Source organism: Massilia sp. (assembly GCF_032106685.1).
GTDB lineage: Bacteria > Pseudomonadota > Gammaproteobacteria > Burkholderiales > Burkholderiaceae_D > Telluria.
Genome location: NZ_DAMCPG010000011.1, coordinates 21,875 through 35,664, shown reverse-complemented (window position 1 = coordinate 35,664; position 13,790 = coordinate 21,875). Strand labels below are relative to the sequence as shown.

Here is a 13,790-nt window from a genome sequence, read left to right as displayed (position 1 = left end):
ACGAATTATTGCTTGACTGCCTCGACCTGGATCGCCAGCTTCACTTCCGGCGAGAAGCGCGGCAGGCCGAAATTGATGCCGTAGTCGCTGCGCTGGAAGGTCGCCGAGGCGTCGGCGCCGCAGACTTCGCGCTTGAGCATCGGGTGGTCGATGCACTTGAACTTGTTGATCGTCAGGGTCAGCGGCTTGGTCACGCCGTGCAGGGTGAACTGGCCCTCGACAGCCACCGGGGTGTCGCCCTCGAAGCGGATCTTGTTGCCCTTGAAGGTCGCGGTCGGGAACTGGGCAACGTCGAAGATGTCAGGCTTGCGCGCATGCTCGTTCATCTTCTCGTGGCCGAAGTCGACGCTGTTCATGTCGACCGTGATGTCGACGCTGCCGGTCTTCGCCGCGCGGTCGAGCACGACGGTGCCCGAGGTCTTGGTGAACTTGCCGCGCCAGACCGAGATGCCCATGTGATCGGCTTCGAAGCTCGGGTAGGTGTGGTTCGGCTCGATCTGGTAGGTATCGGCGGCGGCGAAGGCGAAGCTGGCGCTGGTGGCCAGCGTGGCAGCGATCAGGCTCTTGAGTTTCATTGGTTTGCGTTCCCTGGTTGGTTGACTTGCTTGTTCGGTTTGGCGATTCAACTTGGTGGTTCAGCTTACTGGCCCGCGGTGACGCGGAACTTGATGACAACTTCATCGGCGACCATGCTCGTGTCTTTCCACTCGCCTTCGCCGATGTTGAAGGCCAGCCGCTTGATCGGCAACTGACCCTCGAACACCTGTTGCTTGCCTTGCGCCTTGACCGTGAGCGGGAAGGCGACGTCGGCGGTCTTGCCCTTGATGGTCAGCTTGCCGGCGACGTTCAGCTTGCCGGCGCCGGCCGGCTTGATCGACGTGGAAACGAAGCTCGCTTTCGGGAATTGCGCCGTATTGAACCACTCCTTCTTGGCGACCTCGCGGTTGTACTCGGCGTCGCCCAGGTCCATGCTGGCGGTGGCGATGTCGACCGTCGCTTTCGACGCTTCCGGCTTCGCCGCGTCGTAGTCGATCTGGGCGGTGAAGGTCTTGAACTTCGCTTCGACCGGCACGTTCATCTGCTTGAACACGGCCGAGACGCTGCTGTGCGCCGCGTCGGTCTTCAGCGGGGCGGCGTGGGCGGCGGTGGCGGCGAGCAGGGCGGCGGCCAGCAGGGCGCGGATGGGTTTCATCGGATACTCCTTATTCGGAACTCATTTTGAAGAGAAAGGCAGCATACGCTGCATCACGCCGTCGCGGTCGAGCAGCAGGTGCTTGAATGCGGCCAGCACGTGGAAGGCGACCAGGGCCGCGAGCAGCATGTTGAGCCAGTAGTGCAGGGCGCCGAGCACGGGTTTCAGGGCCTGGTCGGCCTCGATCAGCACCGGCAGCGGGAGCACGCCGAACCAGACCACCGGCACCCCGGCCGCCAGGCTGTAGAAATAGCCGGACAGGGGCACGCCGAACATCAGCACGTAGAGCAGGCCGTGCAACGCGTGCGCGGCGCTGCGCTGCCAGGCCGGCATCGTGTCCGGGTAGGCCGGCGGGCGCGAACGCAGGCGCCACAGCAGGCGCAGCGCGGCCAGGGCCAGCACCGTCACGCCCGCCCATTTATGCCAGGAAAAGTAGCGCAACTTGGTCGGTGTCAGGCCGGGAATGTCGGTCATCACCAGGCCGAGCGTGAACGTGCCGACGATCAGCACGGCGATCAGCCAGTGCAGGGCAATGGCGACGGAAGAGTAACGCTGCATGGTGATAGTTTGGATTAGTACTTATTGGGCGAAAACTATAACAAAAAAGCCTTGCAGGTGCTGGAAAGGCGAGTATTTCTTTCTGTACACTATCATGGATTGTTAAACGTGCACAGCCGCAAAGCGCCGGAATGTAAAATCCAGCCAGGCGTCAAGTCATGATTAAAAGCGCGGCCCAGTCGCATCGTGTTAAAGGAAGCTATGCAAGCACCATTGCCCCCCGTGCGTCTGCGCGCGCTGGCTGTCTTGACCGCGGCAGCGCTGGGCGCCGCCGCATCGGCCGCCGCTTCCGACCGCGGCCAGCCCCAGGCCGATTTCGCCGACCTGTCGATCGAAGAGCTGGCCAACATCCAGATCACCTCGGTGTCGAAGAAGCCCGAGCGCCTGCTCGACGCGCCGGCCTCGGTGTTCGTGATCACCGCCGACGACATCCGCCGCGCTGGCGCCGCCAGCCTGCCCGAGGCGCTGCGCCTCGCGCCCAACCTGCAGGTGGCGCAAGTCAACGGCGCCAGCTACGCCATCACGGCGCGCGGCCTGAACGGCGGCGGCAACAGCGCGCCGAACAAGCTGCTGGTGCTGATCGACGGCCGTTCGGTGTATACGCCGCTGTTTTCCGGCGTGTTCTGGGACGTGCAGGACGTCATGCTCGAGGACATCGACCGCATCGAAGTGATCAGCGGGCCGGGCGGCACCCTGTGGGGCGTGAACGCGGTCAACGGCGTCATCAACATCACCACGCGCCCGGCGCGCGACACCCAGGGCAGCCTGGTCGCGCTGCGCGGCGCCAGCAACGGCGCCGACCTCGCCTTCCGCCAGGGCGGCCGTAGCGGCGAGGGCAGCTGGCGCGTGTACGGCAAGGCCCGGGGACGCGGACATACGGAACTGGCCAGCGGCGCCCCGGTCGACGACGGCTGGCATGCCGCCCAGGTCGGTGTGCGCGCCGATTGGGAACGCGGCGCCGACCGCTTCAGCTTCATCGGCAACGCCAACCGCGGCGCCTTCGAGCAGCCCGCACCCGGATCGATCGCCGTCTCGGGGGAGAACCCCGGCCTGGACACGGTCGACACCCGCGGTGTGAACCTGACCGGCGACTGGGTGCGCACGCTGGACAGCGGCGGCAACATCAACGTGCAGCTCTACTACGACTACACGCGGCGCGTGGTGCCGCCGACCTTCATGCAGTCGCTCGACATCCTCGACCTGCAGATGCAGCATACGCTTGCCCCGATCGGCGCGCATAGCCTGGCCTGGGGCGCGAATGCCCGCTACAGCTGGGACCGGACCGAAGGCAGCCGGTACGTCGCCTTCCTGCCCGAGCGCCTCAGCCAGACCTGGCTCAGCCTGTTCGCCCAGGACGAGATCGCGTTCACGCCGACCCTGCGCGCCACCGTCGGCGCCCGCGTCGAGCGCAATCCCTACACCGGCGTCGAATTCCTGCCGAGCGCACGCCTGTCGTGGAGCGCGGCGCCGGGCCACGCGTTCTGGGCCGCGGCCTCGCGCGCGGTGCGGGCGCCCTCGCGCATCGACGCCGACACCTACATCCCCGGCCGGCCGCCTTACGTCCTCGCGGGCGCAGACCAGGTGCGCTCGGAAGTGGCCAAGGTCTTCGAGCTGGGCTACCGCGGCCAGCCGCTGCCCCGCCTGTCGTATTCGGCGACGCTGTTCTACAACGACTACGACCACCTGCGCACCCAGGAGCTGGCGCCGAGCCAGACCAGGGTGAGCTTCGCCAACCTGATGGATGGGCACGCGCTCGGTGTCGAGATGTGGGGCAGCTTCCAGGCGACCGCGGCCTGGCGCCTGTCCGGCGGGCTGACGGCGCTGCGCGAGCGGGTGCACCTCAAGGCGGGCAGCAACGACGACGCCGGACTGCACCGCGTCGGGCTCGACCCGTCGCACGTCTGGCAGCTGCGCTCGAACTACAGCATCGACGCCGCGCGCGAGTTCGAGGTGGCGCTGCGCAAGGTCGACGACCTCGACAGCCCGGCCGTGCCCGGCTACACCGCGCTCGATGCGCGCTTCGGCTGGCGGTTGCGGCCGAACCTGGAGTTGTCGGTCGCGGGCAGGAACCTGAACGGCGATCATGCGGAATATGGCGGCATCGCGACCCGCTCCGAGATCCCGCGCACGGTGGCGGTCAAGCTGGTATGGACGAATTGATGGCGCCGCACCGCGGAAATCTAAAAATCGCAGGGTGGACACCTGTGTCCACCCTACAAAAAAGCAGGAGCCAACAGCCACAAACAAAAAGCCCGCGTCATCGCTGACGCGGGCTTTTTTACGGCATCGGCAATCCTCAGATCGCCTTGGCCAGCTGGGCCGCCAGGCCCGTGTAGTTCGCCGGCGTCATCTGCAGCAGCAGGTCCTTCGCTTCCTGCGGCACCGCCAGCTTGCCGATGAATTCCTGCAGCGCTTCGCGGGTGATGCCCTTGCCGCGGGTGAGTTCCTTCAGTTGCTCGTAGGGGTTCTCGATGCCGTAGCGGCGCATCACGGTCTGCACCGGCTCGGCCAGCACTTCCCAGCTCGCGTCCAGGTCCGCTTCCAGGCGGGCGGCATTGACTTCCAGCTTGTTCAGGCCGCGCAGGCAGCTGTCGTAGGCCAGCAGGGCGTAGCCAAAGCCGACGCCGATGTTGCGCAGCACGGTCGAATCGGTGAGGTCGCGCTGCATGCGCGAGACCGGCAGCTTCTCGGCCATGTGGCGCAGCACGGCGTTGGCCAGGCCCAGGTTGCCTTCCGAGTTCTCGAAGTCGATCGGGTTGACCTTGTGCGGCATGGTCGACGAGCCGATCTCGCCGGCCTTCAGCTTCTGCTTGAAGTAGCCCAGCGAGACGTAGGTCCAGATGTCGCGGTTCAGGTCGAGCAGGATGGTGTTGGCGCGCGCGATGGCGTCGAACATCTCGGCCATGTAGTCGTGCGGCTCGATCTGGATGGTGTACGGATTGAAGGTCAGGCCCAGGCGGTTTTCGATCACGTCCTTCGAGAACGCCGGCCAGTCGAAGCCCGGGTAGGCCGACAGGTGGGCGTTGTAGTTGCCGACCGCGCCGTTCATCTTGCCGAGGATCTCGACGTCGGCGATGCGCTTGGCGGCGCGCTGCAGGCGCGCGACCACGTTGGCGAACTCCTTGCCCAGCGTGGTCGGGCTGGCGGTCTGGCCGTGGGTGCGCGAGAGCATCGGCAGCTCGGCGTTGACGTGGGCAATCTCGGTCAGCTTGGCGATGATCGCCTGCAGGGACGGCAGCAGCACGGTGTCGCGCGCGGTCTTGAGCATCATGCCGTGGCTGGTGTTGTTGATGTCTTCCGAGGTGCAGCCGAAGTGGATGAATTCGGAGGCCGCGACCAGCTCCGGCACGTCCTTCACCTTCTCCTTGAGCCAGTACTCGACCGCCTTGACGTCGTGGTTGGTGACCGCCTCGATCTCCTTGATACGCGCGGCGTCCTCTTCGCCGAAGCCGGCGGCCAGGTCGTCGAGGTGGGTGCTGGCTTCGGCCGAGAAGGGCTTGATCTCGTCGAAGCCGGCCTGCGCCAGGGCCTGCAGCCAGGCGATCTCGACCATCACGCGATGGTGCATGAAACCGGCTTCGGACAGGATCGGGCGCAGCTTGTCGGTCTTGGCGGCGTAGCGGCCGTCGAGCGGCGACAGGGCCGACAGGGAGGAAAGTGGGGCGGTAGCGGTCATGGCGGGCGTCCGTGCAAAAACGCGGATTTTACCATTGGCGCGGCCAGGGCCCCTTGTTGCGGGCGCAGCGAACGTGCCCGGCGCGGCGGTTTTTTGGCACAAGGCCAATGTTATACTCTTATTAAATTCTCCTTTCCGAGCATCTATGAAACTCATCGGTTCGAATACCAGCCCGTATGTGCGCAAGGTGCGCGTCGTCATGGCTGAAAAGAAGCTCGACTACAGCTTCGCGCTCGAGAACGTCTGGTCCGCCGACACCCGGATCCACCAGTCCAATCCGCTGGGCAAGGTGCCCTGCCTGCTGATGGAAGACGGCAGCGCCCTCTACGATTCGCGCGTGATCGCCGAATACCTCGACACCCTGACTCCGGTCTGCAAGCTGCTGCCGCCGAACGGGCGCGACCGTGCCGACGTCAAGGTCTGGGAAGCACTGGCCGACGGCGTGCTCGATGCGGCCGTGCTGGTGCGCCTGGAAAAAACGCTGCGCCCGCAGGAGCAGCAGAGCCAGCAGTGGATGGCGCGCCAGCTCGGCAAGGTAAGCGCCGGCCTGCAGGTGATGTCCGACAAGCTCGGCGAGAACGCCTTCTGCATGGGCAAGAATTACAGCCTGGCCGACGTCGCCGTCGGCTGCGCGCTCGGCTGGCTGACGTTCCGCTTCCCCGACATCGACTGGCGCGGCGCGCATCCGAACCTGGCGCGCCTGCACGACAAGCTCGCCGAGCGCGCGTCCTTCAAGGACACCGTGCCCTTCGAAGGCTGAGCCTTGGCCGCGCCTGCTCATATGGCCGACACCACGGTCGTCTTCGGCGAAGCGCTGGTCGACGACTTCGCCACCGGGCAGGTGGTCGGTGGCGCGCCCTTCAACGTCGCGCGCCACCTGGCCGCCTTCATGGCGCCCAGCCTGATGATCACCCGCGTCGGCGAGGATCGCAATGGCGAGAGCGTGCGCGCCGAATTCGAGCGCTTCGCGATGTCGCAGGCCGGCCTGCAGCGCGACGCGATCGAGGAGACCGGCCGCGTGCTGGTCGAGCGCACGCCCAAGGGACACCGTTTCGTGATCGTGCCGAACCAGGCCTACGACTACATCGAGCGCGAGGCGGCATTGAAGGCGCTGGCCGGCGTGGCGCCGGCGGCCTTCTATTTCGGCACCCTGGCCCAGCGCAACGAGCGTTCGCGCGGCACGCTGCAGGCGCTGCTCGGGGCGACGGGCCCGCAGGCCATGCGCTTCCTCGACCTCAACCTGCGCGACGGCCAGGTCGGCGAACGCACCGTGTTCCACGCGCTGCACGCGGCCGACATCGCCAAGGTCAACGAGGAAGAACTGCAGGCGCTGTTCGGCTGGTACTACCAGCTCGGGCCCGACGACCCGCCCATGGCCGCCGACGAGACCCGCTCGGCCTGCGCCGGCCTGGTGCAGATGTTCGGCCTGCAGGCGCTGATCGTCACCCTCGGGCACCGCGGTTCGGTCTATTTCGGCCGCGACGGCAGCGCCATCGACACCCGCGACACGCCGGCGCCGCCCTTCGTCATCGACACCGTGGGGGCGGGCGACGCCTTCTCGGCGATCTTCCTGCTGGGGCGCATGCGCGGCTGGCCGCTCGAATTGACGCTAAAACGCGCCAACGAATTCGCCGGCGCGATCTGCGCCATTCCCGGCGCCGTACCGCGCGACCTGGGCTTCTACGACAAGTGGATGGGGCGCTGGCGTTGAGCGTTAGAGATGAATGGGGATCGTAGGGTGGACGGGTTTCCCGTCCACGCGTTCAACGAACCGTTGAAAATCGTAATGTGTGCCGTGCCAAGGCTGGTTGAACGCGTGGACGGCGAAGCCGTCCACCCTACGTGTATGCCAGACGCGCCGCGTCAGAACCCGAAGCCTTCGCCTGCGCCCAACAGCGTCGCGACGCCCAAGCCCGCAAAGATCAGCGCCGCGATCCCGTGCACCAGCGTCAGCGGCACCTTGTTGGCGATGCGTTCGCCGAAGTACACCGCCGGCACGTTCGCCAGCATCATGCCGAAGGTCGTGCCGGCCACGACCGCCACGATGTCCTGGTAGCGCGCCGCCAGCGCCACGGTGGCCACCTGCGTCTTGTCGCCCATCTCGGCGATGAAGAACGAGAGCACGGTGGTGGCGAACACGCCGAACTTCGCCAGCGAGGCTTCGGTCTCGTCGACCTGGTCGGGGATCATCGTCCACACCGCCATGCCGAGGAAGGAAAGGCCGAGCACCCAGCGCATCACCGACGGCCCGAGCAGCTCGCTCACCAGCGCGCCGACGGCGGCGGCGAAGGCGTGGTTCAGCAGGGTGGCGACGAAGATGCCGGCGACAATGGGCAGCGGACGGCGAAAGCGGGCGGCGAGGAGGAAGGCCAGGAGTTGCGTCTTGTCGCCGATTTCAGCGAGACCGACGATGCCGGTGGCGACCAGGAAGGCATCCATAGGGTGGTGCGGGCAAAGCGCGGATCATAGCAGAGTCGGCCCGGCGTAGGGTGGGTTCTCGAACCCACCGCCGCATCGCTTGATCATCCACTCCAGCGCTGTTGTAGGGTGGGTTCTCGAACCCACCGATACGGCGCGTACACACCCACCAGCCCGGACCAGCGCTTTCACCCCCGGAATGAAAGTGCTATCCTGCTCAGCTGTCCTCCCCGGCGCCAGGCCGGGCCGCTTCACCATCGACGAGACACCATGAAAACCAGTTCCCTGCTGCGCGCCACCGCGTGCGCCATCCTCGGCACGTGGAGCGCACATGCCTTCGCGCTCGACCCCTTAAGCTACGCCAACTACGACCAGGTGCGCACGCGCGCCCTGCACCTGGACCTGAAGGCCGACTTCGCGAAGAAGACCCTGTCCGGCTACGCCGAGCTCTCCCTCGACTGGCTCGACAAGGCGGTGCGCACGCTCGACCTCGACACGCGCGAACTGCGCATCGCGAAGATCGAGGCCCAGGACGCCAAGGGCCACTGGACGCCGGTGAAGTACACGCTGGACAAGTTCGACGAGGAGAAGGGGCAAGCCCTGCACGTGCACCTGGCCAGCCAGGCGCCCAAGGTGCGCATCCACTACCGCACCGCGCCCACCGCCAGCGCCCTGCAGTGGCTGACGCCGGCCCAGACCCTGTCCGGCAAGCGGCCCTTCATGTTCAGCCAGTCGCAGTCGATCAACGCGCGCTCCTGGGTGCCGGTGCAGGACACGCCCTCGGTGCGCTTCACCTATACCGCGCGCATCGAGGCGCCCGAAGGCCTGCGCGTGGTCATGAGCGCGGATAACGATCCGAAGGCGACGGGCAAGGGCGGCTGGAAGTTCAACATGCCGCAGCCGATTCCGTCCTACCTGCTGGCGATCGGCATCGGCGAGCTGGAAGCGCGCACCCTGGGCGGACGCACCGGCGTCTACGCCGAACCGCAGCGCATCGAGGCCGCCGCCTACGAACTGGCCGACACCGAGAAGATGGTCGAAGCCGCCGAATCGCTTTACGGCCCGTATCGCTGGGGACGCTACGACATGCTGGTGCTGCCGCCTTCGTTCCCGATCGGCGGCATGGAGAACCCGCGCCTGACCTTCCTGACCCCGACCATGATCGCGGGCGACCGCAGCCTGGTCGACCTGATCGCCCACGAGCTGGCGCACAGCTGGTCGGGCAACCTGGTGACCAACGCCTCGTGGAAGCACTGGTGGCTGAACGAAGGTTTCACCACCTACGTCACCACCCGCATCCTCGAAGTCCTGTACGGCGAGGAGGTCGCGCTGATGAACCTGCAGCTCGAGCAGGAAGAGGCGATCGAGTCGCTGAAGGACATCCCGCAGGCGAAGCAGGCGCTGCTCACGCGCGACCCGGACAACGGCTCGGCCACCTATACCGACGAGGGACTGGCCTATCCGAAGGGCGCCTGGTTCCTGCGCACCCTCGAAGAGCGCGCCGGCCGCGCCGTCTTCGATCCTTTCCTGCGCGGCTGGTTCGACGGCCACGCCTTCCAGAGCGTGACCACCGACCAGTTCGTGGCCTACCTGCGCACCAACCTGCTGGCCAAGCACCCGCAGGTGATGAGCGAGGCCGAACTGGCCGAGTGGCTGCACGGCCCCGGCATCCCGGCCAGCGCCAAGTATGCGAAGTCGCAGCGCCTCAGCGCCCTCGACGCGACGACCGCCGCCTGGCTCAAGGGCGAGCTGCCGACGGCAAAGCTCGACACGAAAGGCTGGACTGCGGCCGAGTGGATGAAGTTCCTGAACGATATCGACAACAAGACGGACGCTGCGCGCCTGAAGGAACTCGACGCCGCCTTCGGCCTGGCGAAGACCGGCAACAAGGAAGTGGCCTTCCGCTTCTACCGCGCCGCCGTGCACGCCGGCTACCGCGACGTTCGCCCGCAGATGCAGGAATTCCTGATGAGCGTCGGCCGCCAGAAGTTCGTGGTGCCGCTGTACGCGGCGCTGCGCGCGAACGAGCAGGACCGTGTCTGGGCCGAGAACGTCTACAAGGCAGCCCGCGAGCGCTATCACCCGGAAACGCAGGGCAGCGTCGATAAAACGATGGCCAAACAGTAAAAGGAAACCAGAGTGCAGAACATGAAACACCTTGCAGCCGCGATCCTGATCGCATTTTCGGCAGTCGGCGCGTCCGCACAGACGGCGGTCGCGCCGCCGATCGCGCGCCCGGCCGCGTCGAGCTACGACCTGGAGCAGGACGTCAAGCGCACCATGAAGGCCTTCGACGTGCCGGGCATCGCGATCGCCGTGGTCAAGGACGGGCAAGTGGTCGCCGCGCGCGGCTTCGGCGTGCGCAAGCTCGGCGAGCCGGCGCAGGTCGACGGCAAGACCCTGTTCGAGATCGCCTCGAACTCGAAGGCCTTCACCGCCGCCGCGCTGGCGATGCTGGTCGACGAGGGCAAGCTGAAATGGGACGACCCGGTCGTGAAACACCTGCCGGACTTCCAGATGTACGACGCCTACGTCACGCGCGAGATGACGGTGCGCGACCTGCTGACCCACCGCAGCGGCCTGGGGCTGGGCGCCGGCGACCTGCTGTGGTGGCCGACCACCACCTTCAGCACCGACGAGATCATCGAGAAGCTGCGCTACATCCGCCCGGCGACGAGTTTTCGCAACAGCTACGCCTACGACAACCTGCTGTACATCGTCGCCGGCAAGATCATCGCCCGAAAGTCCGGCAAATCCTGGGGCGACACGGTGCGCGAGCGCATCCTGGCGCCGATCGGCATGAACACGACCACCACCAGCCTGGCTGAAAACGAGGGCAACCCGAACGCCTCGAACGCGCACAGCAAGATCAAGGACAAGATCACGGCCGTCAAGTCGATGCCGGTGGCGAACGCGGTCGGCGCGGTGGGCATCAACACGAATGCCGAGGACATCGCCAAATGGATGCAGGTGCTGCTCGATAACGGCCGCGTGGCCGGCGCCAGGGGCGCGGACGGCAAGGAGCTGCGCCTGTGGTCCGATGCGCAGGCGCGCGAGATGTGGACCGCGCAGACGCCGATGAAGATCAATACCCCGAAGCCGCCGCTGGCCGCAACAAAACCGAACTTCTACGCCTACGGACTGGGCTTCCAGCTGCGCGACTATAAAGGCCAGCTGGTCGCCATGCACGGCGGCGCATTGCAGGGCTTCTATTCGCGCGTGCTGCTGGTGCCGGAATCAAAGCTGGGCATCGCCATCCTGACCAACGCCGAAAGCGGCGGGGCGCTCAGTGCCCTGCAGTACCGCCTGCTCGACCAGTACATGACCGGATCAACCCCGACCGACTGGATCAAGCTGGTTGCCGACCTCGAAGAGGAAGCGCACGCGAAGGAGCTGGCGCGCCTGAAGTCGGAGTCGAGCACCCGCGCTGCCGGCTCGAAGCCCTCGCTGGCGCTGTCCGCCTACGAAGGCGAGTACGAAGACCCGTGGTACGGCATCATGAACGTCAAGCGCAACGGCAACAAGCTGATCATGTCGTTCTCGCGTACGCCGGACCTTATCGGCGAGATGGAACACTTCCAGCACGACACCTTCATCGTGCGCTGGAAGGAACGCAACTTCAACGCCGACGCCTACGCCACCTTCTCGCTCGACCACGACGGCAGCATCGACCACGTCAAGATGAAGGCGGTGTCCGAGGAGACCGACTTCAGCTACGACTTCCACGACCTGCTGTTCAAGCCGGTGAAGGCGAAGACGAAGCAGTAAGACAAACGGGGCCTCGGCCCCGTTTTCATGACACAGGTAGGCGCCTGGCCAAGGAGTGTGCTTCTTTTTAACAAAGTTTCACGAAAGAATCATTGTTGGCCTGTCGACAATTTTTACAGTGAATATTCCTACAGGAATAGGAATTTTCCTAAGTGCATGATCCTTAAAGGAAATTTTTTGCTGGCATGAAAGCTGCATAAAGTAAATACGTCACCAACCAAACCAGGGATCTGTCATGAAAATGTTTAAACAAGTTGTCGCCGCGCTGGCCTGTTCGCTCGCTTTCGGTGCCGCCCATGCCGGCGTCATCACTCCTGTCACCCTGCCTCACGATCCGACCCCCGACCAACACATCGTTGTCGGCACGCCTTATAACTTCACTTTCGACCTGACCTCGATCCTGGCATCGTACTCCGCCTCGGCATCGGACATCCTGTCGGCCTATATCGACATCTACCTGACCGACCCCGGAGTGGGCCAGGAGCGCTATTCGATCTCGGTTGGCAACGGCCTGCAGGTCGTGACCGGTAACGGCAACAACCAGGTACCGAACGGGAATACGCCCAAGCTGGAGCAGATCAACCTGGTCGCGGCCCTGGCCGACCTGAAAGCCGACGGCATCCTGAACGTGTCGATCTCCGCGACCAGCGGCGAGTTCCACTTCGCGAACGCCTTGCTGAGTGCCCAGGTCGACGTGCCGGAGCAGGAGAACGAGGTGCCGGAACCGGCATCGCTTGCATTGCTGGGCCTGGGCCTGCTGGGCATGGCTGCACGCCGCCGCGGCTGAGCCCTGTAGCGTGGGCACGCCGTGCCCACGCGTAATGCCGTGTCATCGACAACTTTGTTCTGGAAGCGCAAACGGCACAGCCGTAGCGCTTCCAGTAGTGCACACCTTAGCGGCAATCCTCGGGCGCTGCCCATTCCGTGCAAACTACCGGCGTAGAGCGAAGCCACCACCATCGAGCGTCCGCGTGGGCACGCAGTGCCCACCCTGCAGGATGCCGGCCGACTTGGGGCGGTTTCCCTCTTGGCCAGCAGCGAACGACCTTACTGCTTCACGAACTTCAGCGTCATGCGGTCGCTCTCGCCGATCGCCACATACTTCTCGCGGTCCTTGTCCTTGTTCGCCAGCACCGGCGGCAGGGTCCACACGCCTTTCTCGTGGTTCGCCGTGTCCTTCGGGTTGGCGTTCGCTTCCGACTTGCCGGCCAGCTTGAAGCCGGCGCTCTCGGCCATCCTGATCACATACGCTTCGTGCACGTAGCCGCTCGACGCCTTGTCGTCCTGTTTCATCGAGCTTGGGAGGCGATGGTCGACCACGCCCAGCACGCCGCCCGGTTTCAGGACCTTGTAGATTTCCTTGAAGGTGGTCTTCACCGCCTCGTCGCCGTTGCCGACCCAGTTGTGCAGGTTGCGGAAGGTGAGCACCATGTCGACGCTGTTCGGCGCGGCGATGTCATAGCGGCTTGGTGGTTCGAACACGCTGGTGACGACCTTGTCGTACAGCGCCGGATTCGAGTCGAGCTTCTTCTTGAAGGCTTCGCCGTAACGGTTGCCCGGCGCGATCGCCTGGCCCGCGCCGATCAGCTTGCCCTTCTCGCGCAGGTAGGGCGCGAGGATCTCGGTGTACCAGCCGCCCGACGGCACCAGTTCCACCACCGTCATGGTCGGCTTGATGCCGAAGAAGGTCAGGGTTTCGTAGGGGTGGCGGTAGACGTCGCGTGCGCGGTTGCTTTCGGCGCGGTGCTCGCCGGCGATGGCGGCTTTCAGCGCATCGTCGGCCTGGGCGGCGCCGGCGATGCCGGTGGCCAGCAGGGCGGCCAGGATCAGTCGTTTCATGGGTCAAGGTCTCCGTGTGGTTGCGTGTCGTTGCGTATGAATGCGGACCCGGCTGCGCCGCGCCGTCGCGCCCGATGATCAGGCAAGCCCTCTTGCCAGTCAAGCAAATCCGCGCGCGTACCCCAAGCCCATGTCAATACGCGGAATAGAACGTGTGTACTGTCCGCTTACTGTCCGAGCGGACACTCGGACACGGCACGGACGTCCGCATGGACCGGGCATTTCGAGATAGGCCCGGCTGGTACAAAGATTGCCTATCCAAAATCTTTAGTTGCTGATAATGTTTAGCAGTTTGCCGTCGCGCTTGTCGCGACGACAGCCACGAGTTCTACATATACA

At 65.3% G+C, this 13,790-nt stretch carries 12 protein-coding genes; 6 read left to right on the top strand and 6 right to left on the bottom strand.

Going from position 1 to position 13,790, the window contains the following annotated elements:
• Window positions 1-5: 5 nt before the first annotated feature.
• The 3 genes from RT688_RS08800 to RT688_RS08790 all read right to left on the bottom strand — a co-directional run bounded on the left by RT688_RS08800 (window position 6) and on the right by RT688_RS08790 (window position 1,750).
• A complete protein-coding gene (locus RT688_RS08800; RefSeq protein ID WP_313704492.1) occupies window positions 6-575 on the bottom strand; it encodes a YceI family protein in 570 nt (189 codons plus the stop codon).
• 65 nt (window positions 576-640) lie between these two features.
• Window positions 641-1,192 (bottom strand): YceI family protein, encoded by a 552-nt coding sequence (locus RT688_RS08795; RefSeq protein WP_313704491.1) that lies wholly within the window; start codon window positions 1,190-1,192, stop codon window positions 641-643.
• Between the two features lie 21 nt (window positions 1,193-1,213).
• Entirely contained in the window at window positions 1,214-1,750 is a 537-nt protein-coding gene (locus tag RT688_RS08790) for a cytochrome b (protein WP_313704489.1), read from the bottom strand.
• Window positions 1,751-1,951: 201 nt separating this feature from the next.
• Here RT688_RS08790 and RT688_RS08785 point away from each other — a divergent pair, with 201 nt between their 5' ends.
• Window positions 1,952-3,910, top strand: coding sequence for a TonB-dependent receptor domain-containing protein (locus RT688_RS08785; RefSeq protein ID WP_313704487.1), 1,959 nt, complete (start codon window positions 1,952-1,954; stop codon window positions 3,908-3,910).
• Between the two features lie 136 nt (window positions 3,911-4,046).
• On the opposite strand, the gene purB is transcribed toward RT688_RS08785, so the two are convergent.
• Window positions 4,047-5,426 (bottom strand): adenylosuccinate lyase, encoded by a 1,380-nt coding sequence (gene purB, locus RT688_RS08780; RefSeq protein ID WP_313704486.1) that lies wholly within the window; start codon window positions 5,424-5,426, stop codon window positions 4,047-4,049.
• A gap of 145 nt (window positions 5,427-5,571) precedes the next feature.
• On the opposite strand from purB, the gene RT688_RS08775 reads away from it, so the two are divergent.
• Window positions 5,572-6,186 carry a glutathione S-transferase N-terminal domain-containing protein gene (locus RT688_RS08775; protein ID WP_313704485.1) on the top strand — a complete coding sequence of 205 codons (615 nt, stop codon included), beginning with the start codon at window positions 5,572-5,574 and terminating at the stop codon, window positions 6,184-6,186.
• Between the two features lie 21 nt (window positions 6,187-6,207).
• Window positions 6,208-7,137: a PfkB family carbohydrate kinase gene (locus RT688_RS08770; protein ID WP_313704484.1), complete on the top strand. Its 930-nt coding sequence runs from the start codon at window positions 6,208-6,210 to the stop codon at window positions 7,135-7,137.
• A gap of 152 nt (window positions 7,138-7,289) precedes the next feature.
• Here RT688_RS08770 and RT688_RS08765 read toward each other — a convergent pair whose 3' ends face one another.
• Window positions 7,290-7,865 (bottom strand): TMEM165/GDT1 family protein, encoded by a 576-nt coding sequence (locus RT688_RS08765; protein WP_313704483.1) that lies wholly within the window; start codon window positions 7,863-7,865, stop codon window positions 7,290-7,292.
• A 249-nt stretch (window positions 7,866-8,114) separates the two neighbouring features.
• Between RT688_RS08765 and RT688_RS08760 the strand changes: the two genes are divergently transcribed.
• The 3 genes from RT688_RS08760 (at window position 8,115) to RT688_RS08750 (ending at window position 12,399) form a co-directional block, all read left to right on the top strand.
• Window positions 8,115-9,971: a M1 family metallopeptidase gene (locus RT688_RS08760; protein ID WP_313704482.1), complete on the top strand. Its 1,857-nt coding sequence runs from the start codon at window positions 8,115-8,117 to the stop codon at window positions 9,969-9,971.
• Between the two features lie 21 nt (window positions 9,972-9,992).
• A complete protein-coding gene (locus RT688_RS08755; RefSeq protein ID WP_313704480.1) occupies window positions 9,993-11,612 on the top strand; it encodes a serine hydrolase in 1,620 nt (539 codons plus the stop codon).
• Between the two features lie 235 nt (window positions 11,613-11,847).
• A complete protein-coding gene (locus RT688_RS08750) occupies window positions 11,848-12,399 on the top strand; it encodes a PEP-CTERM sorting domain-containing protein (protein WP_313704479.1) in 552 nt (183 codons plus the stop codon).
• A 260-nt stretch (window positions 12,400-12,659) separates the two neighbouring features.
• Here the strand turns inward: RT688_RS08750 and RT688_RS08745 are convergent, their stop codons facing one another.
• Window positions 12,660-13,451, bottom strand: coding sequence for a class I SAM-dependent methyltransferase (locus RT688_RS08745; protein WP_313704477.1), 792 nt, complete (start codon window positions 13,449-13,451; stop codon window positions 12,660-12,662).
• Window positions 13,452-13,790 lie beyond the last annotated feature (339 nt).